The following is a 26,855-nucleotide window of genomic DNA, read 5'->3' on the forward strand; positions in this document are numbered from 1 at the left end:
GGAGGAAAATCATATGTCCAATAATGCAAACAAATCAAACAGCAACCCCATGAAGGTTATCACAGGTCCTGACACTCGCTGGTCTTACGCCAATGTCTGGGAAGCAAAATCCATCAACGGTGGTGCTCCAAAGTTCTCGGTGTCCCTCATCATTCCAAAATCAGATACTGCCACTGTAGCCAAAGTCAAAGCTGCCATTGAGGCTGCTTACCATGAAGGCGAATCAAAGCTTAAAGGAAACGGTAAGTCCATCCTACCTCTTACCAGTATTAAAACACCTCTTAGAGATGGAAATTTGGAAAGACCCGACGATCCAGCCTATGCCAATGCCTACTTCATCAATGCAAACTCTGCTACTGCTCCAGGCATTGTAGATGCAGACAGAAATGTTATCCTTACTCGCTCCGAGGTTTACAGCGGAGTATATGGTAGGGCAAGCATCAACTTCTATGCCTTTAATAGCAATGGAAACAGAGGAATCGCCTGCGGTCTAAACAACCTCCAGAAAATAAAAGACGGTGAGCCTCTTGGTGGAAAGTCCAGGGCTGAGGACGATTTCGCCACTGACCTTGATGAGGATTTCCTCTCTTGAGGACAATAAGCATCGATATCGAAAGCTATAGTAGTGTAGACCTCGCCAAAAGCGGGGTCTACCGCTATATAGAATCATCTGTCTTTGAGATCCTGCTCTTTGGATACTCCATCGATGGTGGCGATATCGAGGTGATCGACCTTGCCAGTGGTGAAAAACTTCCTGAAGAAATACAATCAGCCCTTACTGATCCATCCATTACTAAGTGGGCCTTTAATGCCCAGTTCGAAAGAATCTGTTTATCTAAATGGTTAGGTTTACCTAATGGCCAATACCTTAATCCAAAATCGTGGCGATGCACAATGGTTTGGTCTGCATATATGGGTTTACCACTGTCTCTTGAAGGTAGTGGCGCTGTCCTAGGACTTGAAAAACAAAAGCTATCAGAAGGAAAAGACCTGATCAGATACTTTTGCAAGCCCTGTAACCCAACCGCCACAAATGTTGGTAGGTCTCGTAATCTACCAATCCATGCTCCTGATAAATGGTCTGAATTTAAGTCCTACAACCTTCGCGATGTTGAAGCGGAAATAGCCATCCAAGAAAAACTATCAAAATTTCCTGTCCCTGAAGAAGTGTGGAATGAGTACCACCTTGACCAGGAGATCAATGATCGTGGTGTTTCTTTGGATATGCCATTTGTAAATGAGGCAATAAAGATGGATACTCGGTCTCGTTCAGAGCTGCTCCAGAAAATGAAAAGATTAACGGATCTTGATAACCCTAACTCCGTTGCACAGATGAAGAATTGGTTGTCGGACCAGGGACTTGAAACAGATTCATTAGGTAAAAAAGTGGTTTCAGAACTCATCCAAACTGCTCCACCAGATCTTAAAGAAGTATTGGAACTAAGACAATCACTGGCCAAGTCCTCCGTCAAAAAATACTCTGCCATGGAAAACGCCGTGTGCGCCGATGGTCGTGCACGTGGAATGTTTCAATTCTATGGTGCTAATCGAACAGGACGATGGGCAGGAAGAATTATTCAGCTTCAGAATCTTCCTCAAAACCACCTCCCTGATTTAGAACAAGCACGAGCCCTTGTTCGCTGTGGCAACTTTGATGCTTTAGAGATGCTTTATGATTCCATACCCGAGGTTCTATCAGAACTCATCCGCACCTCCTTCATTCCTACTGCTGGTCGCAAATTCATCGTCGCAGACTTCTCTGCTATTGAAGCCCGGGTTATTGCATGGCTTGCCGGAGAAAAATGGCGCCAGCAAGTTTTCGAGTCTGGTGGTGATATCTATTGCGCTTCTGCTTCTCAGATGTTTGGTGTTCCTGTTGAAAAACATGGAGTCAATGGCCACTTAAGACAAAAAGGTAAGATTGCAGAATTAGCCCTTGGTTATGGCGGCTCTGTCGGTGCCCTCAAAGCCATGGGTGCTCTGGAGATGGGTCTAAATGAAGATGAATTAAAACCCCTGGTTACAGCTTGGCGTACTACCAATCCCAATATAGTCAGGCTCTGGTGGGCAGTTGATAAGGCTGCCATGAAAGCAGTTAGAGAACGGACCATCACTGAAACACATGGCATCCGGTTTTCTTACCAAAGTGGAATGCTCTTTATCACCCTCCCTTCTGGAAGAAGACTCTCCTATGTAAAACCTCGTATTGGCACAAATATGTTTGGTTCGGACTGCATCACTTATGAAGGCGTCGGTGGCACAAAAAAATGGGAACGCATTGATAGCTATGGCCCAAAGTTTGTGGAGAACATCGTCCAGGCAACCAGTCGTGATCTTCTATGTTATTCCATGCAAGCTCTCAAGGATTACAACATCGTCATTCATGTACATGATGAAATTGTCATCGAAGCTGATATGGAAACATCAGTTGAGTCTATCTGTAATCAAATGAGCCATGCCCCATCTTGGGCACAAGGGCTCTTAATGAGGGCAGATGGTTATGAAACGAATTTCTACAAAAAAGATTAGTCCTTTATTACTCACAGGGCAGTTTTCTGTCCTGTGAGTATTAGAAGGCACTTAAGCCTTCAAGAAATGGAGGTAATAAATATGTTCTATGTAAAGCAAACAATCAACGACTCATTGGAAATCAGGGTAGAGGTCCACGATGACAATGTCTTTACCACCTGCCCAGATTGCGGTGTTGAAGTCTGTGTAGACATCTCGGAGTTATTCAGCGATGGGGAAAGCGACCTTTATGGAACTGCTCTTTTCTGTGCAGAGTGCAGCAAGTCCAGATTGGAGGAAATCCTATGAAAGAATTAATTCCAAAAGATCAATACGGGGTTTTTGCTGATGCTCGGGATATAGCTTGGGCAGATAGCTTATTTGTAGCAAATCACTTTGAAAAAGAACACTTTCATGTACTTCGTGATATATCCAAAATCACTGACTCCAATTCTGGATTGAGTAAAGATTTCATTGAATCCAATTATGAGCTCTCCTATTACAAGGATAGTACAGGAAGAAAGCTACCTTGTTATATGATGACTCGCGATGGTTTTACAATGCTTGTTATGGGATACACCGGTCAAAAGGCAATGCGATTCAAAGAGATTTACATCAAACGCTTCAACGCAATGGAAGAGTTCATCACAACTTTGGTTACAACTCGTAAGGATTTCCCTCTACTGACCGAAAACATAAAGCTACTTCACGAAAAACCCAAACCTTATCACTTCAGCAATGAATGCGACATGATAAACCGCATTGTAACAGGGATGTCTGCCAAGCAAATCAGACAAAAATATGGTCTTGAAAAAGGCACCAGCATCCGTCCGTACCTAACCGATGACCAAGTTAAAATGCTCGAGACACTTCAAAAAGTTGATATCGGACTACTTCTCTCTGTTCCAGACTATGAACAGCGCAAGCGATACCTGGAATGGTACAAGATGAAGATTTCCGATAAGCCAGCATAAAGGGAGGTTCTACTAATGGGAATTGATAAATTCAACGCAGAAGGTTACTACGACCCCACTGCTTTTGATGCCTTAACTAAAATCGAACAAAGAGAAAAGGCTGCCAGAGCCTTCCGGCCTCTTGTGTATATCTGCTCACCCTATTCCGGTGATATTGAACATAACACAAATTCTGCCAGACGCTATAGCAGGTTCGCGGTGGTGATGGGATATATCCCCATCGCTCCGCATCTTCTTTTCACTCAGTTTCTTGATGACAGTGATCCTGATGAACGAGAACTTGGTTTGTTCTTTGGAAATGTACTGATGTCAAAGTGCTCCGAGGTTTGGGTATTTGGCAGTCACATTTCCGCAGGCATGAGATCAGAGATCAACTGGGCGAAACGCAAAAACTACCCAATTCGCTACTTTTCATCTCAGTGTAAGGAGGTCATTTAGATTTATGAAAAAGATTAAAGCAATACAAACTGAATACAAAGGTTACCTCTTCAGGTCAAGGCTTGAGGCCCGCTGGGCAGTATTCTTCGATTTTTGTGGTATTGATTACGAGTATGAACCTGAAGGATATGACCTTGGAAATGGATTAACCTATCTTCCAGACTTTCTTCTTCACGGCGTAGACGGCAGATCTGGTGGCGATCTTTACGTTGAGGTCAAGGGTCAGATGACCGATGCTGATGCAGATAAAATCAACCGTTTTTATGAGCTGGGAAAAGATGACCCTGATACCTACGGGAAGTCCCAGACAGCCATCCTTGTGGTTGGGAATATTCCAAGTGGTGCAGATATTGATGACATCCTATGGTCCATAGAAAATGAAGCTTACAATGATAACGGCAATTGGCCTAATAAATATAACTTTAATACTATCGATGGGGACTATTTTGCGGCATATCCTGGGATAAACCATAAAGGAAAATTTGAACTCTTCGGTGATGACAGCAACTATCTTTGTGATATGGATTCTAGAGCAACAGAGAAAGCCTATCGTGCCGCAAGACAGGCCAGATTTGAACATGGAGAAAGACCTCGTACGAAGGGAGGTTATTAAATTGAGAAAACTAGCCATTGCCTACGGGAACAGCCGACAGGCAAAGAAGTGGGTCAACAAAGAAATCACATTTGATGAGTTAAAAGATAGATTAAAGACTCCAATCCGGACAACGGAATCAGCTGAAGAGTATGCCAAATTCAGCAAATCCCAAAAGGATGATGCAAAAGATCATGGTGGTTTTGTTGCAGGGGTATTGAAAGGCGGTCGCAGGAAAATCGACACTGTGGAGCTCCGCTCAATGATTGCCTTAGATGGTGACCGTATTGATAAAGATTTTCTTGAAAACTATGAATCGAATGCCCAGTATACCTCTGTTCTTTATTCCACCCATAGCAGTACTGATGAGAATCCAAGGGTCCGCATTATCTTGCCTCTTACAAGAGATGTAACCTCGGAGGAATTTGTAGCAGTATCAAGATATCTTGCACAGATGCTCGGTATGGATTATTTCGATGAATGCTCTTATCTCCCAAACCAGCTGATGTACTGGCCAAGCACTCCATCCAACGGAAACTTCATCTATAAGGAAGTGGATACGGACTGGCTTAATCCAGATGATATTTTAACTGCTCATCCCGAATGGTCAGATCCTACAAGACTTCCGACTTCATCCAGGGAGAGCAAGGCAAATACAGTATCGCAGCAGAAGGTGCAGGATCCTCTTGAAAAGGAGGGCGTTGTCGGGCTTTTCAATAGAGTCTACTTCCCCATCACAAAAGCGATCGATGCTTTTTTATCAGATATCTACGAACCAACAGGAAATGAGGACCGCTATCACCTTATAGAATCAAGCAGTATGGCGGGTGTTGAAATCAAAGAAGGTGGCAAGTTCGTATACAGCCATCATGCCAAGGACCCGGCATACCTTAAATTATGTAGTGCCTTTGACATTGTTCGTATCCATAAGTTTGGTGATGACGATGCTAAGAAGTCCTTCAAGAGTATGTGTGATTTTGTCATGAAGATCGATGAGGTGAAAGTCTTTGCTACCAATGAGAAACTTGCAGAAGCTGAAGTGGATTTCACAGATCTTGGTGACGACTGGAAAGAAAAACTAAAGTATCAGCCCCGAAGTCAAGTACTCGAAAACAGCGTATACAACTTAAACCTTATCCTTAATCATGATCCCGATTTTAAGAACTTTGCATTTAACGAGTTATCAAACCGCATCCAGGTCACTGGGCCACTGCCCTGGGAAAGACCTGAAGGTAACGTGTTTTGGAGAGATGCCGACACAGCCCAGCTTAAGTCCATTATGGATATTCGCTACCTTCCGTTCTCAAGCAGAAACCACGATGTTGCCTTTACCAAGGTTGCTGATGATCGGAGATTCCACCCTATAAGGGATTATCTTGATTCCCTTCCTGCGTGGGATGGAGTAAAACGTGTGGAAGATGTTTTCATCAAATATCTTCAGGCTGATGATACCGAGTATATTCGCACAGTGACTAGAAAGACCTTTGCAGCGGCAGTTGCGCGGATATATGTCCCAGGAATTAAGTTTGACTGCGTTCCAGTGCTTGATGGCGATCAGGGTATTGGCAAAAGCACCATTTTAAAAGATCTGGTAACAGCAGATTTTTATTCTGAAACCTTGTCCCTTACAGATATGGACGACAAGTCCGGTGCTGAAAAACTTCAGGGATTTTGGGTGGTTGAAATCGGAGAACTTGCTGGTATGAAAAAAGCGGACATTGAAAAAGTAAAAGCATTCCTCTCTACCTCTGATGATAAGTATCGACCGTCCTATGGCAGAGTTGTGGAAAGCCATCCGAGACAGTGCATCGTCATTGCAACGGTAAATGGAGAGCGTGGATATTTACGTGACATCACAGGAAATCGTCGTTTTTGGATCATCAAAGTACATCAGAAAAAGCAGAAGAAAACCTGGAATTTCACTGAAGCTTACAGGCAGCAGTTCTGGGCTGAAGCAAAAGAAATATGGAATTCAGGCGAAAAGCTATATCTGGAGGGTGACATTTTAGAAGAAGCTGAAAAGGCCCAGAAGGGAGCCATGGAGGCTGACGAGCGTGTTGGTATGGTGGAAGAGTACCTGAATACCTTACTTCCAGATGATTGGGATAGCATGGATTTGTTTGCCCGTAGAAACTACCTAAGTGGAACCGAATTTGGTAGGCCAGCGCATGCAGGTACTGTTGCTCGAACCTTTGTAAGCAATGCTGAAATATGGTGTGAATGCTTCAATCGCAACCTCTCCGAATTAAAGACCACGGATAGCTATCAGATTGCAGCACTTATGGCTCAGATTCCCGGTTGGGAACGAACCAGCAGTATCAGGCGTTTGCCCATATATGGTAGGCAGCGACTTTATCAATATGGCGGATAAAGAACACGACACAACACAAGATTTTCCCTTATATTCAAAATGCTTTTTCTTAAAAGTAGATAGGAATACCTGTGCACGAACACGCGCGTTAGTAAATATAGGGGAACGCTTGTGAATTTGTGTTTCTTGTGTCAGATGGGAGGTAAAAAAGTGACTGAAAAAATCATCGAACAAAAACTGGTAAAAGCAGTGAAAGAGCTGGGAGGCATTGCACCTAAGTTTGTCAGCCCAGGTTTTGATGGCATGCCGGATAGATTAATCCTTCTTCCCGGATGTAGAATCGCCTTTGTTGAAGTCAAAGCCCCTGGAAAGAAGCCTCGACCTTTACAACTGGCTAGACATAAGCTCCTTCAGGGTCTTGGATTCAAGGTTTATGTGCTTGATAGTGTAGCAGGAATAGAGAAAATATTATCCGATATGGGAGGTGATGCCAAATGAAGTTCATACCACATGATTATCAGCAATACGCAAGTGCCTACATCGAAAACAATCCTATTGCTGCCATATTTCTTGATATGGGCTTGGGTTAGGAAAAACTGTGCTGACCCTCACCTCCATAAGCAATTTACTCTTTGACAGCTTTAAGGTCCATAAAGTTTTGGTGGTTGCCCCTCTTCGTGTTGCAAGAGATACGTGGCCCCAAGAACTGGAGAAATGGTCACACCTTGATCATCTCATCTGGTCCGTGGCTGTTGGTACTGAAGCAGAAAGAAAAGCTGCACTTTTGAAAAAAGCTGATATCTACATCATCAACAGAGAAAATGTCCAGTGGCTTGTGGAAGACAGCGGCATCCCTTTTAACTATGACATGGTGATTATCGACGAGCTTTCATCATTTAAGAATCACAAGGCTAAGAGATTTAAAGCCTTGATGAAAGTCCGTCCCCACATTAAGCGGATGGTAGGTTTAACCGGAACACCAACAGGAAACGGACTCATGGATTTATGGGCTGAGTTTAGGCTTCTGGATATGGGTAAGCGCCTGGGAAGATTTATTGGTAAGTATCGAGACGACTACTTTACTCCAGATAAGCGTAATGGCCAGATCATCTTTAGTTACAAGCCTCTACCCTTTGCGGAGGATGCCATCTACCGACAAATTTCAGACATTACCATATCCATGAAATCCACTGACCATTTGAAGATGCCAGAACTCATTAGTTCAGAGTATCAAGTAAAGCTTTCAGAACCAGAGCGTAAACGCTATGAGGAATTAAAGCGCGACCTGGTACTTCAGCTTCCCGGTGGAGATATTACCGCAGCTAATGCTGCTTCTCTTTCTGGTAAACTGTCTCAAATGTCAAATGGAGCTGTCTATTCCGATACCCAAGAGATTATACGGATCCATGACAGAAAGCTTGATGCATTAGAAGATCTCATTGAAGCCGCTAATGGTAAGCCCATCCTGGTTGCCTACTGGTTTAGGCATGACCTCGAGCGTATCACAGAAAGGCTGCAGCACAATAAAATAAAGTTCTCTCGCCTTGATTCTTCTGAAAGTATTCGGAGCTGGAACAGTGGTGAATTACCAGTAGCTTTAATACACCCCGCTTCTGCAGGACATGGCCTGAATCTTCAACATGGCGGCTCCACCATTATATGGTTTGGCCTGACTTGGAGCCTGGAACTCTACCAGCAGACCAATGCCCGCCTATGGAGACAGGGGCAAATAGAAAATACAGTTGTTGTTCAACACATCATTACCAAAGACACCGTCGATGGACGTATTCTTAAAGCACTAAGAGAAAAGAACAGTACCCAATCTGCACTCATCAATGCCGTAAAGGCAGATCTGAAAATCTAAGACAACCTATGACAATCCTCGCCAATCCGAGTGAAATCTATAATATTCGGAGGGCTGATATGAATAAACAAAACGCAAGAGAATACTTCTCAAAAGCTTATCGCATTGACCATCGGATCCGTAGTAAGTTTGAACAATTGGAATCGTTAAATGCACTGGCTACAAGAGCCACATCGACTTTGAGTGCAATGCCAAGAAACCCGAACCGTTCAACATCCACAATGGCTGATGTAATTGCCAGAATCATCGACCTGCAGGAAGAAATCAATCAGGACATCATTAGTCTTGTAGATTCGAAACGTGAAATCATGACCATCATCAAGTCCATAGAAAACTCAGAGTACCAGACGCTTCTTGAGAAGCGCTACCTTTGTTTTCTAACCTGGGAAAAGATCGCAGTGGATATGTGCTACACCATCCACCATCTCTACAAAATGCATAACGCCGCCTTGGAAGTTTGCAGTAAGATTTTAAACCAGGATACCTAAAACCATAGAATGATACCCACCGCATGTGATTATATGTAAAATGGAGGTTACTAAAAATGAGCTACCGTGAAGCTAAAGAAGACAACATCAGAATCTCTAAAGCTGGAAGGATGACCTACTACTTCCCCCACTGCCGCTTCTGTGGTGATGAAGTAAGATCCTTAAACTATCTCCGGGACAGACACTATGTCTGCAAGGAATGTAAGCCCCACAAAGAAATCCTATTAAAAACTGGTATCTTTGATTAGATGGATACTAAATAACATAGAATGATACCTACGATGTGTGCTTATATATAAAGTGAGCCACAATGTAAACAAGCCTTCATGGGAAAACCCCACGAGGGCTTTTCTTATGCCCTAAAGGAGGTGAACCCATGCCATACAAACCCAAGCGTCCTTGTTCTTACCCAGGCTGCGGTCTGCTTGCTGATAGTGGAGAGTACTGCGCCGAGCATAAGAAGGTGGTAACAAAACGTTACAACAAGTACCAAAGAGATCCAGCTTCCAACAAACGATACGGCAGGGCCTGGAAACGGATCAGGGACCGCTACATCAAAACCCATCCTCTTTGTGAGGAGTGTGATAAGAATGGACGGATTGTAGCTGCCGAAGAAGTGCACCACATCCTGCCTCTTTCCAAAGGCGGTGGTAATGAAACCAGTAACCTAATGGCCCTTTGTAAGTCATGTCACTCTAAGATAACAGCTGAGAGTGGTGACCGGTGGGGGAGGTAAAATCCCTACAACTTTTCAATCCGGACAGCGGGCTGGGGTGTCGTGTTAAAAAACGCAGATTCAAACGGGGGTATAGGCCCCCGCTTTGTAAAGGAGGTGTGATCATTGGCAAAAGACGGTACGAACAGAGGTGGCGCTCGTGTTGGTGCAGGGGCAAAAAAGAAACCTCTGGCTGACAAAATAGCCGAAGGCAATCTCGGTGGAAGGAAACTGACCGTGATGGAGTTTTCCGATACGGCAGACCTTGAGGGACAAGAAATGCCTGAACCAAATAAGATGCTTGAAGCCATTCAAAAAGATGGTAAGGCTCTGGTGGCAGGCGAAATCTACAAAGCCACATGGCAGTGGCTGGATCAGCGTGGCTGCGCTTCATTGGTTTCTCCACAGCTCCTTGAAAGGTATGCCATGAGTGTTGCTCGTTGGATTCAGTGTGAAGAGGCTATTACTGAATACGGCTTTCTGGCAAAACACCCCACCACCGGGAACGCCATTCAAAGTCCTTATGTATCCATGGGCCAGAACTACATGAACCAGACCAATCGTCTGTGGTTTGAGATATTCCAGATCGTAAAAGAAAACTGTACTGGCGATTACAAAGGAGCAAATCCTCAGGATGATGTGATGGAAAGACTTCTTTCTGCTCGTAGGGGCAAATAAAAACAGATGGGAGACAATGATATGAGTAAAAACTACAGAACCGCAGAAAGTGTCTGCATGGGACATCCTGATAAGCTTTCTGATTTAATCGCTGACAGCATTTTGGATGCTTGCCTTCGAAAAGACAAAGCTTCACGTGTGGCCTGTGAGGTAATGGCTACTAAAGGTAAAATCATCGTGGCGGGCGAGATCACCTGCAGCGAAAAAATTAACCTCCGACTTATCGTCAAAAATGTACTTCGTGAAGTGGGATACAGTCCTTGGAGATTTACAGTATTTGTGTTTGTACATCATCAAAGTGTAGATATTGCTGCTGGTGTGGATACAGCACTTGAAGCAAGAAATGGAATTATTGATCCATACGGTTCCATCGGTGCTGGTGATCAAGGCACTGTATATGGATATGCTACCAACGAAACTCGTGAACTGTTACCTCTACCTTTACTTTTATCTCATAGAATCGTAAAGCGTATTGATGAATGTCGTAAAGGAAAAATCATCAAGGGTATCCTTCCTGATGGAAAAGCACAAGTCACTGTTGAGTACGATGGGGATAAACCTATCCGTATTAAGACTGTAGTAGTTTCTGTGCAGCACCATAAGGACAAAACTCAAAAGAGATTAGAATCAGATATCTTAAACAACGTTCTCTGGCAGTGCTTCGAAGATTTCCCCTTAGATGATGAAACCGAAATACTCATCAATCCTTCAGGTAGGTTTGTTGAAGGTGGCCCTGCTGCTGATACAGGGCTGACCGGCAGAAAGATCATGGTTGATACCTATGGTGGTCTGGCTTCTCATGGCGGCGGAGCACTTTGTGGAAAGGACCCGACAAAGGTTGATAGAAGCGGTGCTTATATGGCCAGATACATTGCTAAGAATATTGTTTGGAGCGGGCTTGCTGATAAATGCGAGGTCGCTATTTCTTATGCCATCGGAAAAGCAAATCCAGTGGCAGTCAATGTGACATCATTTGGTACAGCCAAAATCAGTGACGAAGATTTAAGTGAACTGGTAAAAGAGATCTTTAACTTGAAACCAGCTGCTATCATTGAAAAGCTACGCCTTCGAAATGCAATCTACTCTGATACAGCAACCTACGGTCATTTTAACTCCTCACTCTTCCCTTGGGAGAACGTGGATTTCAATTTAAATTTAAGAAAGGTGGCGGAAAGATATGAAGATTGAAAAACTGAAAACGAAGCTCTTACTTCCCGCTGACTATAATCCGCGTAAGGACTTAAAACCTGGAGATGCTGAATACGATAAACTCAAACGTTCCATTGAGCAGTTTGGATATGTTGAACCGGTCATCTGGAACAAGACCACTGGTAGAGTTGTAGGTGGCCACCAGAGATTGAAAGTGCTCCTGGATTTAGGAATGACCGAAGTTGAGTGTGTGGTCATCGAGATGGATGAAGATAAAGAAAAGGCGCTCAACATTGCCCTTAATAAAATCAGTGGTGATTGGGATAAGGATAAGCTAGCCCTACTTATCGCTGATCTGCAGGGTGCTGACTTTGATATCTCCCTTACTGGTTTTGATCCTTCTGAGCTAGATGACCTGTTTAAGGATTCCCTGAAGGAAGGCACTCACGATGATGAATTTGATGTGGATGCTGAGCTGGAAAAACCCGCTATGACAAAACTTGGTGACGTCTGGAAGCTAGGGCCTCATAGGCTGGTCTGTGGTGATTCAACTAAGTCAGAAAACTTCACGGTTCTTATGGATGGAAAGCTGGCAAACCTTGTGGTGACAGATCCCCCTTACAATGTAAACTATGAAGGCTCTGCCGGAAAAATCAAAAACGACAATATGGGTGATTCTGCTTTCTATGAATTTCTCCTTGCTGCCTTTACCAATACGGAAGCTGTCATGACACAGGATTCCTCTATCTATGTCTTCCATGCAGATACGGAAGGGCTGAACTTTAGAAAAGCTTTCTCTGAAGCTGGCTTCTATCTATCCGGCACCTGCATTTGGAAAAAGCAATCGTTGGTCCTTGGTAGATCTCCATACCAGTGGCAGCATGAACCAGTGCTCTTTGGGTGGAAGAAAAAAGGTAAGCACAACTGGTACGCTGATCGAAAGCAAACCACCATCTGGGAATTTGAAAAGCCGAAGAAAAATGGCTCTCATCCAACAATGAAGCCTGTGGCTCTTGTGGCCCACCCGATTCTTAACTCAAGTCTTAGCAACTGCATCGTCCTCGATCCATTTGGCGGCTCTGGCAGTACCCTCATTGCCTGTGATCAGACCCAGCGGATCTGTCACACTATTGAGCTTGATGAGAAGTTTTGTGACGTTATTGTTGAACGCTACATTTCTGGAGCACAGACCTCAGATGATGTCTATCTCCTGCGTGATGGCAAAGAATACCACTACATTGACCTCCCTGAAAATAAATAACACAACTATCGAAAGATAGACTTGCTATTAACATCACTTAGAGTGATATATGTAGTAAGCAAAAAACAAGGAGGTCAAAACCATGAAAATCAATTACAACGTAACCGGTAACGAACGAAAAAAGCTGGTGAAACTCATCAGTGAAATCACAGAGGTCCCTTCAAAGTACCTGGGTGTTCCATCCTGCGCTTACCAGGTCGGACCCTACCACATCGGAAAAGACGGAGAGCTAACCTTTGACAAAGAAGTGGCTCAAGACGATATCAAGATGCTGATGAAAAAACTACAAGTGGCAGGGTTTAAAGCTGAGGTGGATGAACCCGCTCCTGCTGAAGCAGAGCCCGAGGAAACTGGACTTATCATCCAGATACCAAAAGACTCCCTCTCCGATGAAGACCTGGAGAAGCTAGCCAAACTGTTAGAAGCAAAAGGCAACCTCATCAAGAAAGCGCTTGATGTGGATGCCCTGCCCATTGAAGCCGACGAGGAACGCATTAGCTTCCCTTGGTTTTCAAAACTACCAAATCCAGACGAGATAAAAGCCTACTCCCAGTTCATTACAAAGCTTTGTGAGATGGCGAAAACCCAAAAGAGAATCACCGTGAAAGAAAAAGACGTCGATAACGAGAAATACGCATTCCGCTGCTTCCTTCTCCGCCTTGGATTTATTGGAGAGGAATTCAAAACCCACAGAAAGATTCTTCTTCAGAACCTCTCAGGAAGCAGTGCTTTCAAAGGAGGTGCTCAAAGTGAAGCCGATCAATAAAGAAAGACTGGCCCACCTACGCAAGCAGTACCCCGCTGGCGCCAGGGTCCAGCTCCTTTCGATGGATGATGTGCAAGCACCACCAGCGGGCACAAAAGGCACCGTGTGGGGCGTGGATGACACAGGTTCCATCATGGTTCAGTGGGACAACGGCAGCAGCTTGAATGTGGTTTACGGCATTGATTCCTGCAAAGTAATTGATGAAAAATCCAGGAAGGAGTCACAGCAATGAAGGCATTATTTGGTCGAAAGTTCTACAACCTTAAGGAATTAAAAGAAGCAACTGAAGAGGCAAAAGAAGATGGCGTCATTGGTTCTGATTACACTGTGATTCGAGAAGTTGAACTCAGTGATTCAGAGTTTAAAAAGTTCACCAGTGATTTTCTAGAGGACCAGCCCTGGATCAAGAAGTCAGATGGCGGCACCAACGAAAAAGGTGAGCTTCGATGCATTAGGGTCATTAACAAAGACACTGGTGAAAAGATACTCACCAATCCGGAAGGCTACGACTATCCACGCTACTGTGGGATTGAAGACTAGCCTCTAAGCCAGAAACCTGCTCTATTACTACAGAAATGACTTGCTATTATTCTCGTTTAGAGTGATATATGTAATACCAAAACAAAACCACACTAAATGGAGGATGAGAACATGAAAGAAATCAAAGCATTTGAAGAGGCCAAAGCAACCGGCGCAAATTTTAAGGAGTCTGGAATCAACAGCACCATGTACTGGGCCTACGAAAGAAGCAAGGAAGCGGGAAACGACACTATCGACTTTTCCGAGGTCATTTGGGATTACGACATCGAACCCATTGTTAAAGCCTGCAAAGCCTACGGAATTGACCACATCACCATTTCTAGCACCTTTTCAGGGCTGATTTCAACCTTAGCCGAATTTGAAAAGCACGGCTGCAAGATGGACGGACTTACCAAGGTTAAGACAAGCTACACCGACTGGCAAACAGGAGAAAAGCAAATTCTACCAGCAATCTTGGTTAGGATTTAAGGGGGTTAGACCATGTGGAGAAAAGGTGAAATTGAAGTCGAAAACAGAACCATTCATTACTGGATCAAAAGCTTTGACTTAGGCTCCCCTTATGGCATTGATGAAGGTAGAATATCAAAACTGATGCTAAAGCGAGATGGCCAGATCATTGCAAACTTTGATAGAGGCTGGGACATTGAACCCATCGATGAAAATGCAAAGGCTGCACTTGAAGTTTTGATGAAGAAATACAATTAACAACAAGAGAAAAACGCAAAACGGATTTGGGCTGCATAGCTCTTTTCCTCGTTACAGAAGACCTTAGGGTCTATTTTTTATGTCTTTTTAAAGGAGGTGTCCGCATATCCGAAAACTAAAGAAGTATAAACCAACCACTTACATGGCGAAGGATTCCCATTACAGCAAGGAGATGGCGGACTATGCAGTTGGTTTTATTGAATGCCTCTCCCACACCAAAGGAACCTGGGCAGGGAAGCCCTTTGAATTGATAGATTGGCAAGAACAAATCATCCGGGATTTATTTGGAACCATCAAACCAAATGGCTATCGCCAGTTTAATACAGCGTATGTAGAGATTCCAAAGAAGATGGGAAAAAGTGAGCTTGCGGCGGCTGTTGCCCTGCTCTTAACCTGTGGGGATAACGAAGAACGTGCTGAGGTTTATGGCTGCGCTGCAGATCGTAACCAAGCCTCCATCGTTTTTAACGTGGCTGCTGATATGGTGCGAATGTGCCCTGCATTATCCAAGCGGGTAAAGATTCTGGACTCACAGAAAAGACTGATCTACCAACCTACTGGAAGCATCTATCAAGTGCTTTCTGCCGATGTTGGAAACAAACACGGCTTTAACACCCATGGCGTTGTCTTTGATGAGCTCCACACACAACCAAACCGAAAACTCTATGATGTTATGACCAAAGGTAGTGGTGATGCCAGGATGCAACCTTTGTACTTTCTTATCACCACTGCAGGTGATAATCAAAACAGCATCTGCTGGGAGGTTCATCAAAAAGCACTGGATATTATGGCAGGAAGAAAGAACGATCCTACCTTCTACCCCGTCATTTATGGCGCAGCACTAGAGGATGACTGGTCAGATCCAAAGGTGTGGAAAAAAGCAAACCCATCCCTTGGCATCACTGTAAGCATGGATAAAGTAAAAATGGCCTATGAGTCTGCGAAACAAAACCCTGCGGAAGAAAACAGCTTCAGGCAGCTTCGACTCAATCAATGGGTTAAGCAGGCTATTCGCTGGATGCCTATGGATAAATGGGATGCCTGTGCTTTTCCGGTTAATCCAGAAGCCCTAAAAGGTCGCATCTGTTATGGCGGACTGGACCTTTCCTCTTCCACTGACATTACAGCCTTCGTACTTGTATTCCCTCCGCAGGATGAAGACGACAAATATGTGGTTCTTCCATACTTCTGGATACCAGAAGACAGTATTGACCTTAGGGTTAGGCGGGATCATGTGAATTATGATGTGTGGCAAAAACAAGGCTTCCTTCTAACCACCGAAGGTAACGTGGTCCACTACGGATTCATCGAAACCTTCATCGAGGAGCTTGGGATGAAATATAACATCCGTGAGATTGCCTTTGACCGATGGGGAGCAGTTCAGATGACACAGAACCTAGAAAATCTAGGTTTCACCGTTGTTCCTTTTGGTCAGGGCTTCAAAGATATGTCACCACCAACTAAGGAACTGATGAAGCTGACATTGGAAGAAAAAATCGCTCATGGAGGTCATCCTGTTCTCCGCTGGATGATGGACAATATATTTATTAGAACTGACCCTGCTGGGAATATCAAAGCAGACAAAGAAAAATCCACCGAGAAGATTGACGGTGCTGTAGCCACAATCATGGCTCTTGACCGAGCGATTCGCTGTGGTGGAGAAGCCGGTAATTCCGTTTATGATGATCGAGGTCTTTTAATCTTATAATTCCATTTTCCATATGATACAATAAATGTAATAGGCTAAGTTTTTATGTAGATAAGTAGAATAAAACGCAATAGTCATAAAGGGGGTGCATTTATGAGCGAGTATTTTGATATGAAAAGTGATAAGTGGAAAACAACAGTAAAATGGTGTTTAAGAATGGGAGTTGCTTTAGGTCTTATAATTGGGGGCAAAATATTATATAAAATATTGTAATCTTTTTAAGACGCATTCTTTATATTATATGATCTACAGTTATCATGAATTTAATAGTATCAAAATTAAGCATCTATCTCCAGAGTAGGTGCTTTTTTCATGCCCATTTTAAGGAGAGTGATGTCCATGGGAATACTGCAAGGAATATTTAAGGCACGTGATAAGCCTAAAGACGCTCTTAGTGGAAGCCGCTATAGTTTCTTTTTTGGAAATACTAGTGCTGGTAAGCCAGTTAATGAGCAAACCGCTATGCAGATGACCGCAGTGTATAGCTGCGTAAGAATCTTATCCGAGACCTTAGCTGGTCTACCACTTCATGTGTATAAGTACAATGATTCAGGTGGCAAGGAGAAAAACCTAAATCACCCGCTTTATAAACTGCTTCATGATGAACCAAACCCTGAGATGACTTCTTTTGCGTTTAGAGAGACGCTGATGAGTCATCTTTTATTATGGGGAAATGCCTATGCTCAGATAATTAGAAATGCACGTGGTGAAGTGATTTCTCTCTACCCACTCATGCCAAACAAAATGACGGTCGATCGCGATTCAAGTGGTCGGCTTTTCTATTTGTACCAGCGTGGCAATGAGGATGTCCCTACTCTTGGCAAAGAGCATCAAGTGTATCTTTCACCATCAGACGTCCTTCATATCCCAGGACTTGGCTTTGACGGACTGGTAGGTTATTCACCCATTGCCATGGCAAAAAATGCTGTGGGCCTAGCCATAGCCACGGAAGAATATGGAGCTAAGTTTTTTGCTAATGGGGCTTCACCGGGAGGCGTCCTTGAACACCCCGGTACTATCAAGGATCCTCAGAAGATTAAAGAATCCTGGAATGCAGCTTATCAAGGAAGTGGTAATGCCCACCGGGTGGCTGTCCTTGAGGAAGGTATGAAGTATCAGCCTATTGGTATTTCTCCTGAACAGGCTCAGTTCCTAGAAACCAGAAAGTTCCAGATCAATGAGATCGCTCGTATCTTTAGAGTGCCCCCTCATATGCTTGCTGATCTAGAGAAGTCATCCTTTAGTAACATCGAACAGCAATCACTGGAATTTGTAAAATACACCCTCGACCCTTGGGTGGTCCGCTGGGAACAGTCCATGTGTAGAGCGCTGCTAATGGAAAGTGAGAAGCCTAATATCTTTATCAAGTTTAATGTGGATGGCCTTCTGCGTGGTGACTATGTAAGTCGTATGAGTGGCTATGCTACTGCCCGGCAGAATGGCTGGATGAGCGCCAATGATATCAGAGAGCTAGAAAATCTGGATAGAATTCCAGAATCCTTTGGTGGCGACCTCTACCTCATCAACGGCGCAATGACAAAATTACAGGACGCAGGCGCGTTCGCAAATATCAAAGAAACGGAGGAACCTAAATGAAGAAATTTTGGAACTGGGCGCGTGATGAAAACACTGGCGTCCGAACACTATATCTAGACGGCGTTATTGCCGAAGACTCATGGTTTGACGATGATGTCACCCCTAAGGCATTTAAAGCAGAGCTTACTGCCGGTGAGGGTGACATAGTTATTTGGCTCAATTCTCCAGGAGGTGATTGCATTGCTGCTAGTCAGATTTACGCCATGCTGATGGATTACAAGGGTACTGTTACCGTAAAGATTGACGGTATTGCAGCCTCAGCCGCCTCAGTCATCGCCATGGCGGGGACAACGGTGCTTATGGCACCAACTGCCCTCATGATGGTCCATAACCCCCTTACGGTGGCCATTGGAGACAGCGAGGAAATGAAAAAAGCCATCGCCATGCTTTCTGAAGTTAAGGAGAGCATCATCAATGCCTATGAAATCAAGACAGGCCAGTCAAGAACAAAGCTCTCCCATCTTATGGATGCAGAAACCTGGCTCAATGCAAAGAAGGCCATCGAGCTTGGTTTTGCGGATGGCATCTTGGAGGACGAAAAGAAAAGAAATCAGACCGAAGACTTTACCTATGCCTTTAGCCGCAGAGCTGTTACCAACTCTCTACTGGATAAGGTAAAACCCAAACTAGAAAAAGAGAATACTGGCACCCCAATTGAGTCGCTAGAAAAGCGGCTTTCTTTGATTCAACACTAAATTTTAGGAGGAAAACACTATGAATAAAATTCTTGAACTGCGTGAAAAAAGAGCAAAATCCTGGGAAGCTGCTAAAGCATTCCTCGATACCAAAAGAGGTACAGATGGTATCGTATCTGCTGAAGACACTGCAACTTATGAAAAAATGGAAGCGGATGTGGTTGCCCTTGGCAAAGAAATTGATCGTCTTGAAAAGCAAGAAGCACTAGACCGTGAGCTTTCAAAGCCACTTAACACACCGCTTACCGGGAAACCTATCTTCCAGGGTATGGAATCCAAAGGCGGCAGAGCCTCCGCAGAATACCAGAAAGCATTCTGGAATGCTATGAGAACCCGTTCTGGTGAAGGGCTCGATCCTGTTATTAAGAATGCACTGCAGATTGGTACTGACACTGAAGGTGGCTATCTTGTACCGGATGAATTCGAGCGTACCCTTATTGAAGCTTTGGATGAAGAGAATATTTTCAGAAAGCTGGCCAATGTCATCTCCACCTCATCTGGTGATCGTAAGATTCCAGTAGTGGCTTCCAAAGGAACTGCTTCTTGGATTGATGAAGAAGGTGCTATTCCTGAAAGCGATGATAGTTTTGGACAGGTTTCCATTGGTGCTTACAAGCTAGGTACCATGATCAAGGTGTCTGAAGAGCTTCTTAATGACAGCGTGTTTAATCTTGGAAACTATATTGCTAGAGAGTTTGCAAGACGTATTGGTAACAAGGAAGAAGATGCTTTCTTCACAGGAGATGGTTCTGGTAAGCCTACAGGTATTCTTGCTGCCACTGGTGGAGCACAAATCGGTGTAACTGCTGCAAGTGCTACAGCTATTACTGTTGATGAGATTTTGGACCTCTTCTACTCTCTTAAATCGCCTTACAGAAACAAGTCCGTGTTTGTTATGAACGATGCCACTATTAAGGCCATTAGAAAACTTAAGGATGGTCAGGGTCAGTATATCTGGCAGCCTTCACTTCAGGCTGGAACACCAGATACCATTCTGAACAGACCTGTTTACACTTCATCCTACGTTCCTACCATCGCTGCATCTGCAAAGTCCATCATCTTCGGTGACTTTGGCTACTACTGGGTAGCGGATCGTCAAGGAAGAGTCTTCAAGAGACTGAATGAGCTTTATGCGGCTACTGGCCAGGTAGGTTTTGTTGCCACTCAGCGTGTGGATGGAAAGCTGATTCTTCCTGAAGCCATCAAAGTGCTTCAGCAGAAAGCATAATGGAGGTGCCCTATGAGTTATAACACAAAGAACTATACCGAACAGGGCGGTGAAAAAACCGTTATTGGTGGAACTCTTGAAATCAAGGAAGGGGCGGTCGTTACTGGCCTCCCTGTTCTTGACAATCAAGCGGCAAGTACTGCTACCACAGTTGAAGATTTGGTGACGGATTTTAATGTCCTTCTCACCAAACTTAAAGCAGCAGGGCTTATGATTTCAGACTAATGAAAGGATGGTGGAGGGATGACACTGCTGGAAAAAGTAAAAGCAAACCTTATACTAGATCACTCGTCTGATGATGAGCTGATTCAAATGTACATCACTGCCGCCACGCGGTATGCAGAAAGCTATCAGCATCATCCTGAGAACCACTATGTGGAAGCCGTTATGCCAGCCACCACTCAGCAAGCCATCATCATGCTGTCATCTCACTTCTATGAATCCAGGGACGGCAGCACCGGTGGTTTCTTTTCAGATAATGTTCAAGCTGGACAGCAGGTATGGAATACAGTCAATCTCCTGCTGCGGCTTGATCGGGATTGGAAGGTGTAGTTATGAGCTTTGGGAAAATGAATACCTTTATCGATATTGTAGAAAGCGTCACCATTAAAGATCCTGAAGGGTTTAAAACAGAAGTTGATAATATTGTAGCTTCTGTAAGGGCTTATCGAGAAGGTCGCCATGGCAATGAGAAATGGGCAAATAGAGCTTCCTTTTCAGAAGCCACAGACCTTTTTCGCTTTCGCCGCATACCTGGTATAACCATTACAACGTCTATGGTGATCATCCACAGTGATAAGAGATTTGAAATCACATCTGTTGAGGATGTGAAAGGCCGCGGGATGTATATTGAAGTGCTGGCCAAGGAGGTGGCTCCAAGTGGCTAAAGGAACTATGAAAATGCCTGATGAGTTTCTAATGAAGCTTACAAAGCTTGGTGATAAGACCGATGAGATTGTCTCGAAAGTTTTAGAAGCTGGCGGGGAGGTTGTTCTTGATAAAGTAAAAGCCAACCTCAAAGGTGTTATTGGGAATGAAACAAAAGAAAAAAGCCGTTCTACCGGTGAGCTGGTATCTTCACTGGGCCTCTCTCCCACCAAGCTAGATCGAAATGGAAACTTCAATGTCAAGGTTGGCTTCAATGAACCTCGTGGCGATGGAGATGCCAATGCCAAGATTGCAAATATCCTTGAATACGGTAAATCAGGTCAGCCACCTAAGCCTTTCTTGAAGCCAGCAAAGTCCGCATCTCGGAAGGCATGCATTGAAACTATGAAATCAGAACTGGATAAGGAGATTGAAAAGCTATGAGCTTACTTGCGGATTTAAACAACATACTAATACCCTTAAACATTCCTGTGGAGACCGGAGTATTTTCCGATACGCCGCCTGATGAATATCTGGTTATCACCCCCATGTCTGATAGGCTTGATCTCTTTGCAGATAATGAAGCCTACATGATTCTCTCAGAAGCTCGGCTTTCTCTTTTTACGAAGAAGAACTATATGAAGCGCAAGAAAGAACTAACTAAATCCCTACAATCTGGAGGAATCACCATCACAGACAGGCAGTATGTAGGTTACGAACACGACACTAAATTTCATCATTACGCCATTGACGTAATGAAAGAATATGAAACGGAGGAAGAATAAATGGCAACGATCGGATTGGACTCTCTATTTTATGCAAAAATCACAGAAGATCAAAATGGCATCGAAACCTATGGAACCCCTAAAGTGCTGGCTAAAGCCATGACTGCAGAGCTGAGCATTGAGCTCATTGAAGCCATTCTCTACGCAGATGACGGTGCCAGCGAGGTGGTTAAAGAATTTAAGAGTGGATCACTAAGCCTTGGAATTGATGACATTGGTTCCCTGGTGGCCCAGGACTTAACGGGCTGCAAAATTGACAGCAACAATGTGGTGGTTTCAAGAAGTGAAGATGGTGGTAGCCCTGTGGCAGTCGGGTTTCGTGCCAAGAAGGCCAATGGAAAATATCGCTACTTTTGGCTCTACAGGGTTATCTTCTCTGTTCCCGCCACAAGTCTTGCTACCAAAGGCGACTCCATTACATTTAGCAGTCCCACCATAGAAGGAACCGTCTTTAGAAGAAACAAACTGGACGGAGAAAGCAAACATCCTTGGAAAGCGGAAGTTACTGAAGGAGATAATGGTGTAGCGGCATCAACAATTACAAGCTGGTTCACATCCGTTTATGAACCAGACTTTACAGCCGTAACCCCAACCATAACCATCACAACCCAGCCAGCAAGCTTAACTGAAGTAACCGCAGGAAGCATTTCTGGAAGCCTCTCTGTTGTGGCAAATTCCAACACCTCAAACCCTGTAATCTATCAGTGGTATGAAAATACCATCGATAGCACCACTGGCGGTACTGCCATTAATGGGGAAACTTCTGCGAGTTTTGATATTCCAACGGACCTTTTGGCAGATACCTATTACTACTACTGCGTCTTAAGCTCTAGTGGTGCAGAAAATGTGACAACCACTGTGGCTACTGTTGTGGTTTCTTAATGGGAGGGTTGATCATGGCAGATGAAAAAATAAAGGTTGATGAGGCAGCAGAAGAACGAAGTACCACCATTGATATTGGCGGCACAGAGTTTAAGATGATTCTTACCACTAAAGCTACAAAGGAAATTGCTAAGCGCTATGGTGGTCTTGAGAATTTGGGCGATAAGCTCATGAAAACTGAGAACTTTGAAATGGCACTGGAGGAGGTGGTTTGGCTCATCACCCTTCTGGCCAACCAATCTATCCTGATTCACAATATTAGGAACAAGGATGATGAAAAAGAACTGCTCACAGAAGATGAAGTGGAGCTTCTTACCACTCCCTTTGATCTAGCTAATTACAAGAATGCCATTATGGCCAGTATGATGAAAGGTACAAAAAGGAATGTGGAGAGTGACGACTCAAAAAACGAGGTGGTCGGGTAAGTGATGAACAAGTCTTTACCCGACTTATTTACTTTGGAACAGTCCATCTTAGACGATCTGAAGATGAGGTGTGGCTCATGCCCATTGGCTATTTGATGGACCTTTGGGAGTGTCATAAGCAATTTACCGGAATATCGAAACCGAAACAAGAACGCTATATCGATGAAATAATACCGGAATTTCTATAACAAAATCATTTAGAGTGGCACCTTAGGCGGTGTCATTTTTTATGCCCCAAAGGAGGTGAACGCTATGTCGGACTTCGGCCTGAAAATCGGTGTTGAGGGTGAAAAAGAATTCAAGAGCTCTCTTCGAGATATCAATCAAACATTCAAGGTGCTTGGTTCTGAAATGAATCTGGTCACTTCTCAATTTGATAAGCAAGACAAATCCATCAAAGCTATCACAGCAAGAAATGAAGTCTTAAATAAAGAGATCGATGCTCAGAAAAGTAAAGTATCCACCCTTGAAGCTGCACTGAAAAATGCTGCTGAGTCCTTTGGGGAGAATGACAAAAGAACAAAAGCCTGGCAGATCCAGCTAAACAATGCAAATGCAGATCTAAACAAAATGGAAAAAGAGCTGGATGACAACAATAAGGCTCTTGATGCAGCCAGTGATGGGTTTGATGATGCTGGTAAAGAAGCAGACAAGTTTGGGGATGAAATCAAAGACTCTGCAAAAGTGGCAGATGATTCCGGTGGTAAGTTTGAGAAGCTCGGTTCAGTTATGAGAGGTGTGGCTGCTGGGATTGGCGTTGCTATGGCTGCCATTGGAACCGCAGCAGTAACAGCGGGTAAAAAGCTCTTTGATATGGCTAATGATGCTGCCGCCGCAGGGGATGAGATCGATAAGGCCAGCCAAAGGATAGGTCTTTCCAGGCAAGGTTATCAAGAGTGGGACTATGTCCTTTCCCAAAACGGTGCCAGCATCTCATCCTTAGAAAACGGAATGAAGAAACTTAATAACACCGTAGACGATGCCATCAATGGGAGTTCCTCAGCCACAGAAAAGTTTCAACGCCTAGGGATTTCCATGGCGGACCTTGAGGGTAAATCCCGAGAAGAAGTCTTTGAGATGACCATTAAAGGTCTTCAAGGCATCTCTGATGAAGGTGAAAAAGCGGCCATTGCCAATGATTTACTTGGAACGTCCTCAGTTGAGCTAGGGGCGCTTCTAAACCAGACCGCTGAAAGCACAGATGCCCTAAAGAACAAAGCAAGTGAGCTAGGGCTGGTTATGAGTGATGAATCTGTAGATGCTGCGGTGAACTACACAGATGCCATGGACAATCTCACCCGCTCCTTTGCCGGGGTGAAAAACAACATCACCTCACAGCTCCTCCCTGGCTTTACCATGATTCTAGATGGTTTGACGGGCCTTATCACTGGCCAAGAAGGTGCTGCTGAGCAGCTTAAGGAAGGTGCAAGGCAGACGGTTGAACAGATTGCTGTCATCCTTCCTCAAATTCTGGATGTGGTTACAGGACTTATTGCAGCTATTGCAGAAGTAGCACCTGATTTGATTCTCGCTCTTGTCAGTGGGATTTTAGATAATCTTCCCACACTTATTGAAGCTGCAACCAATATCATCATGACCATTGTAGGTGGCCTCATCGAAGCCTTACCTCAAATTACAGATGGTGCTTTGCAGCTTGTTCTAACATTGGTGGATGGGATTATTACCAATCTTCCTGCCCTGGTGGAAGCGGCGCTAGTGATGATTGTGACCCTTGCAACGGGCCTTGGAGATGCCCTACCAGAACTCATTCCATCCATTGTGGAAGCGGTTATTCTGATCGCTACCACCTTAATCAACAATCTGGACTTGGTACTAGATGCTGCTTTTCAGATTATCAGTGGCTTGGCTATGGGACTTTTGAACTCCCTACCAACTCTGATTCAATCACTGCCTCAGATTATTAACAGCATCATTACCTTCATCACCAGTAATCTACCAAAGCTCATTGAAATGGGAGTTCAACTGACCATTCAGCTTGGCATGGGACTTATTCGTGCCATTCCTCAGATCGTGGCTCAACTGCCTCAGATCATCATGTCTATCGTCTCCGGACTTGCCCGTGGGATCCCATCCATACTAGAAGTGGGAAGAAACATCGCCAGAGGTTTATGGGACGGTATCGCATCGATGATTGGTTGGCTTGGAGAAAAAGTAAAAAACATGGTCAACGGTATTGTTGGTGGCGTTAAGAAGGTTCTTGGTATTAGATCACCTTCAAAGGTATTTGCAGGCATTGGTTCCAACATGGGTGAAGGTATTGGAGAGGGCTTCGAAAAAGCCATGGGTGATGTAGAAAAAGATATGCAGGGAGCTATTCCTACAGACTTTGATTTGGACCTGAACTCTCAAGTAACAGGAAGTCTCGGTGGATCTGAAGGAGCAGTCTTTGATGTAACCATCCCTCTTACCATTGATGGCAATATCCTAACCAGAGTCATAGCCCAACTTCAGTGGAACCAAAACACCGTCACAGTTAGAAACCTTGGTGTGGCAGGAAGTTAATAGAAAGGAGGCGGTCCCTTGATTGAAATTTACGCGGGAGCAACCATGATTCAGTCTGTTAAGAAAGTCATCAGCTCAAACATTAGAGAAACCTTAGAGGGTGAATTTACCCTCTCATTTACTGTTATGGCGAAGTCTGCATTGGCCTTAAAAACTAAGCAAATTGCAAAACTAGATAATCAGTATTTTGAACTGGTTCAAATCAGTAAATCAATTCAAGGGAGCCTACCGGTCTGCTCTGTTCTTTGTGAGCATATGTCTTATCTTTTGAACCATGAAATGTATCAAATAAGCAGTTTTGACTTCACGGGTGATCCTTCAGTAGGATTATCCCAGCTCCTTGCAGGCACTCCCTTTTCAGCTGGGATTGTGGATTTTACAGAGAGCGTCACTATGAAAATAAATCAGAAGGTTTCCAGGCGAGCTGCCCTTATGCAGTTCATTGCTATTTTGGGTGGTGAAATCCAGTACGATGGCTATAGCATAAATATTCGTAGCCATAGAGGCTCCAATGATTATATCCCTGTGATGGGTTCAAAGAATGTTACAAACGTGGCTGTATCCCATGACTCCAGGGAGGATGCATCATCCTATGATATTTCCTTTTTCAAGCTGATGGATTTGGCTGTTGGTGATAATGTGCACATCATATTCAATCCATTAGGTATCAATGTGAAAACCAGGATAATCTCCCTTGAATACAATCCTTTTTATCGATTTAATATCCGTGTTGAGGTGGGAAGATACAGGCCAAGTATTTCTGATACCTTCTATCGCATAGAAAACTCTATTTCTAATGTAGGAAGCTCCGTGGATGATCTTCAAAGCCAGGTCTATGACTTAGGCGTATCCTACACCATAGTAAAAACGCTGTCGGTGGTTGATAGTAAAATCAATGTGACCTATGAAGTGGAAAAAGGTGATACCCATCAATATCATGCCGAGTACAGCTTCACCACAGATTCCAGTGGAAGGATCACCAGCATCACCTTAGAAGATATTTTCTCAGAGCTTCTCCTTAAAGAGGTCTCATCACTTCTGATTGATGCTGCAGCCTTTGAAGTGACCTATGCCGATGGCTCAACTGGAAGCTACACCTACTCCACCGATTCCAGCGGAAGAATTACAGCCATTGAGAAAGTTTAAGGAGGAAAGCC

Annotated in this window: 31 protein-coding genes and 2 pseudogenes; all 33 read left to right on the forward strand. The window is 44.1% G+C overall.

Annotated features, from left to right (window positions below; all coding sequences use genetic code 11):
• Positions 1–13 precede the first annotated feature (13 nt).
• On the forward strand, positions 14–592 hold the full coding sequence (locus HYG86_RS04665) for a DUF2815 family protein (protein WP_213167775.1): 579 nt from the start codon (positions 14–16) through the stop codon (positions 590–592).
• The gene (locus HYG86_RS04670) at positions 589–2,529 is read left to right on the forward strand and encodes a DNA polymerase (RefSeq protein WP_213167776.1); all 1,941 of its coding nucleotides are present in this window, start codon (positions 589–591) and stop codon (positions 2,527–2,529) included. The genes HYG86_RS04665 and HYG86_RS04670 overlap by 4 nt, the downstream gene beginning before the upstream one ends.
• A gap of 81 nt (positions 2,530–2,610) precedes the next feature.
• Positions 2,611–2,817, forward strand: a complete 207-nt coding sequence (locus HYG86_RS04675) for a hypothetical protein (protein ID WP_213167777.1) — start codon at positions 2,611–2,613, stop codon at positions 2,815–2,817.
• Positions 2,814–3,482, forward strand: a complete 669-nt coding sequence (locus tag HYG86_RS04680) for a Rha family transcriptional regulator (protein WP_213167778.1) — start codon at positions 2,814–2,816, stop codon at positions 3,480–3,482. Before HYG86_RS04675 ends, HYG86_RS04680 begins: the two co-directional genes overlap by 4 nt.
• A 15-nt stretch (positions 3,483–3,497) precedes the next feature.
• Positions 3,498–3,920, forward strand: a complete 423-nt coding sequence (locus tag HYG86_RS04685) for a DUF7768 domain-containing protein (RefSeq protein WP_213167779.1) — start codon at positions 3,498–3,500, stop codon at positions 3,918–3,920.
• Positions 3,921–3,924: 4 nt separating this feature from the next.
• Positions 3,925–4,533, forward strand: coding sequence for a PDDEXK family nuclease (locus HYG86_RS04690; protein WP_213167780.1), 609 nt, complete (start codon positions 3,925–3,927; stop codon positions 4,531–4,533).
• Position 4,534: 1 nt separating this feature from the next.
• The gene (locus HYG86_RS04695; protein WP_213167781.1) at positions 4,535–6,883 is read left to right on the forward strand and encodes a virulence-associated E family protein; all 2,349 of its coding nucleotides are present in this window, start codon (positions 4,535–4,537) and stop codon (positions 6,881–6,883) included.
• 150 nt (positions 6,884–7,033) lie between these two features.
• Positions 7,034–7,321, forward strand: a complete 288-nt coding sequence (locus HYG86_RS04700) for a VRR-NUC domain-containing protein (protein ID WP_246451893.1) — start codon at positions 7,034–7,036, stop codon at positions 7,319–7,321.
• Positions 7,318–8,687, forward strand: a pseudogene (locus HYG86_RS04705) (SNF2-related protein). The gene HYG86_RS04700 and the pseudogene HYG86_RS04705 overlap by 4 nt, the downstream one beginning before the upstream one ends.
• A 59-nt stretch (positions 8,688–8,746) precedes the next feature.
• Positions 8,747–9,175 (forward strand): DUF1492 domain-containing protein, encoded by a 429-nt coding sequence (locus tag HYG86_RS04710; protein ID WP_213167783.1) that lies wholly within the window; start codon positions 8,747–8,749, stop codon positions 9,173–9,175.
• 56 nt (positions 9,176–9,231) lie between these two features.
• Entirely contained in the window at positions 9,232–9,423 is a 192-nt protein-coding gene (locus HYG86_RS04715; RefSeq protein WP_091264186.1) for a hypothetical protein, read from the forward strand.
• 128 nt (positions 9,424–9,551) lie between these two features.
• Entirely contained in the window at positions 9,552–9,911 is a 360-nt protein-coding gene (locus tag HYG86_RS04720; protein WP_213167784.1) for an HNH endonuclease, read from the forward strand.
• A 105-nt stretch (positions 9,912–10,016) separates the two neighbouring features.
• A complete protein-coding gene (locus HYG86_RS04725) occupies positions 10,017–10,568 on the forward strand; it encodes a P27 family phage terminase small subunit (RefSeq protein WP_213167785.1) in 552 nt (183 codons plus the stop codon).
• Positions 10,569–10,589: 21 nt separating this feature from the next.
• Positions 10,590–11,756 carry a methionine adenosyltransferase gene (gene metK, locus HYG86_RS04730; RefSeq protein ID WP_213167786.1) on the forward strand — a complete coding sequence of 389 codons (1,167 nt, stop codon included), beginning with the start codon at positions 10,590–10,592 and terminating at the stop codon, positions 11,754–11,756.
• On the forward strand, positions 11,746–12,978 hold the full coding sequence (locus HYG86_RS04735; protein ID WP_213167787.1) for a site-specific DNA-methyltransferase: 1,233 nt from the start codon (positions 11,746–11,748) through the stop codon (positions 12,976–12,978). Before metK ends, HYG86_RS04735 begins: the two co-directional genes overlap by 11 nt.
• 82 nt (positions 12,979–13,060) lie before the next feature.
• The gene (locus tag HYG86_RS04740; protein ID WP_213167788.1) at positions 13,061–13,744 is read left to right on the forward strand and encodes a virulence protein; all 684 of its coding nucleotides are present in this window, start codon (positions 13,061–13,063) and stop codon (positions 13,742–13,744) included.
• Positions 13,728–13,976: a DUF4314 domain-containing protein gene (locus tag HYG86_RS04745; RefSeq protein WP_213167789.1), complete on the forward strand. Its 249-nt coding sequence runs from the start codon at positions 13,728–13,730 to the stop codon at positions 13,974–13,976. The genes HYG86_RS04740 and HYG86_RS04745 overlap by 17 nt, the downstream gene beginning before the upstream one ends.
• On the forward strand, positions 13,973–14,284 hold the full coding sequence (locus HYG86_RS04750; RefSeq protein WP_012065069.1) for a hypothetical protein: 312 nt from the start codon (positions 13,973–13,975) through the stop codon (positions 14,282–14,284). Before HYG86_RS04745 ends, HYG86_RS04750 begins: the two co-directional genes overlap by 4 nt.
• A gap of 111 nt (positions 14,285–14,395) precedes the next feature.
• Positions 14,396–14,752: a DUF7698 family protein gene (locus tag HYG86_RS04755; protein ID WP_213167790.1), complete on the forward strand. Its 357-nt coding sequence runs from the start codon at positions 14,396–14,398 to the stop codon at positions 14,750–14,752.
• A 12-nt stretch (positions 14,753–14,764) separates the two neighbouring features.
• Complete coding sequence (locus HYG86_RS04760; protein WP_213167791.1) at positions 14,765–14,989, forward strand: DUF7678 domain-containing protein; 225 nt, start codon at positions 14,765–14,767, stop codon at positions 14,987–14,989.
• 106 nt (positions 14,990–15,095) lie between these two features.
• Positions 15,096–16,697 (forward strand): terminase large subunit, encoded by a 1,602-nt coding sequence (locus tag HYG86_RS04765; RefSeq protein ID WP_213169119.1) that lies wholly within the window; start codon positions 15,096–15,098, stop codon positions 16,695–16,697.
• A 339-nt stretch (positions 16,698–17,036) separates the two neighbouring features.
• Complete coding sequence (locus HYG86_RS04770; RefSeq protein ID WP_213167792.1) at positions 17,037–18,293, forward strand: phage portal protein; 1,257 nt, start codon at positions 17,037–17,039, stop codon at positions 18,291–18,293.
• Positions 18,290–18,988 carry a head maturation protease, ClpP-related gene (locus HYG86_RS04775; RefSeq protein ID WP_213167793.1) on the forward strand — a complete coding sequence of 233 codons (699 nt, stop codon included), beginning with the start codon at positions 18,290–18,292 and terminating at the stop codon, positions 18,986–18,988. The genes HYG86_RS04770 and HYG86_RS04775 overlap by 4 nt, the downstream gene beginning before the upstream one ends.
• Positions 18,989–19,007: 19 nt before the next feature.
• Positions 19,008–20,216 (forward strand): phage major capsid protein, encoded by a 1,209-nt coding sequence (locus HYG86_RS04780; RefSeq protein WP_213167794.1) that lies wholly within the window; start codon positions 19,008–19,010, stop codon positions 20,214–20,216.
• Between the two features lie 12 nt (positions 20,217–20,228).
• Positions 20,229–20,441 (forward strand): Head fiber protein, encoded by a 213-nt coding sequence (locus HYG86_RS04785; RefSeq protein ID WP_213167795.1) that lies wholly within the window; start codon positions 20,229–20,231, stop codon positions 20,439–20,441.
• An 18-nt stretch (positions 20,442–20,459) separates the two neighbouring features.
• Positions 20,460–20,768 (forward strand): head-tail connector protein, encoded by a 309-nt coding sequence (locus HYG86_RS04790; RefSeq protein WP_213167796.1) that lies wholly within the window; start codon positions 20,460–20,462, stop codon positions 20,766–20,768.
• Between the two features lie 2 nt (positions 20,769–20,770).
• Positions 20,771–21,103: a phage head closure protein gene (locus tag HYG86_RS04795; protein ID WP_213167797.1), complete on the forward strand. Its 333-nt coding sequence runs from the start codon at positions 20,771–20,773 to the stop codon at positions 21,101–21,103.
• On the forward strand, positions 21,096–21,527 hold the full coding sequence (locus HYG86_RS04800; protein ID WP_012065057.1) for an HK97-gp10 family putative phage morphogenesis protein: 432 nt from the start codon (positions 21,096–21,098) through the stop codon (positions 21,525–21,527). Before HYG86_RS04795 ends, HYG86_RS04800 begins: the two co-directional genes overlap by 8 nt.
• Positions 21,524–21,868, forward strand: coding sequence for a hypothetical protein (locus HYG86_RS04805; RefSeq protein WP_213167798.1), 345 nt, complete (start codon positions 21,524–21,526; stop codon positions 21,866–21,868). The genes HYG86_RS04800 and HYG86_RS04805 overlap by 4 nt, the downstream gene beginning before the upstream one ends.
• Positions 21,869–22,444 (forward strand): annotated as a pseudogene (locus HYG86_RS04810) (major tail protein); the annotation flags it as partial.
• 320 nt (positions 22,445–22,764) lie between these two features.
• A complete protein-coding gene (locus HYG86_RS04815) occupies positions 22,765–23,175 on the forward strand; it encodes a hypothetical protein (RefSeq protein ID WP_213167800.1) in 411 nt (136 codons plus the stop codon).
• Between the two features lie 252 nt (positions 23,176–23,427).
• Positions 23,428–25,698, forward strand: coding sequence for a phage tail protein (locus HYG86_RS04820; protein ID WP_213167801.1), 2,271 nt, complete (start codon positions 23,428–23,430; stop codon positions 25,696–25,698).
• A gap of 18 nt (positions 25,699–25,716) precedes the next feature.
• Complete coding sequence (locus tag HYG86_RS04825) at positions 25,717–26,844, forward strand: phage tail family protein (RefSeq protein WP_213167802.1); 1,128 nt, start codon at positions 25,717–25,719, stop codon at positions 26,842–26,844.
• Positions 26,845–26,855: the final 11 nt, after the last annotated feature.

The organism is Alkalicella caledoniensis (assembly GCF_014467015.1).
In the GTDB taxonomy this organism is placed as follows: Bacteria; Bacillota; Proteinivoracia; order Proteinivoracales; family Proteinivoracaceae; genus Alkalicella; species Alkalicella caledoniensis.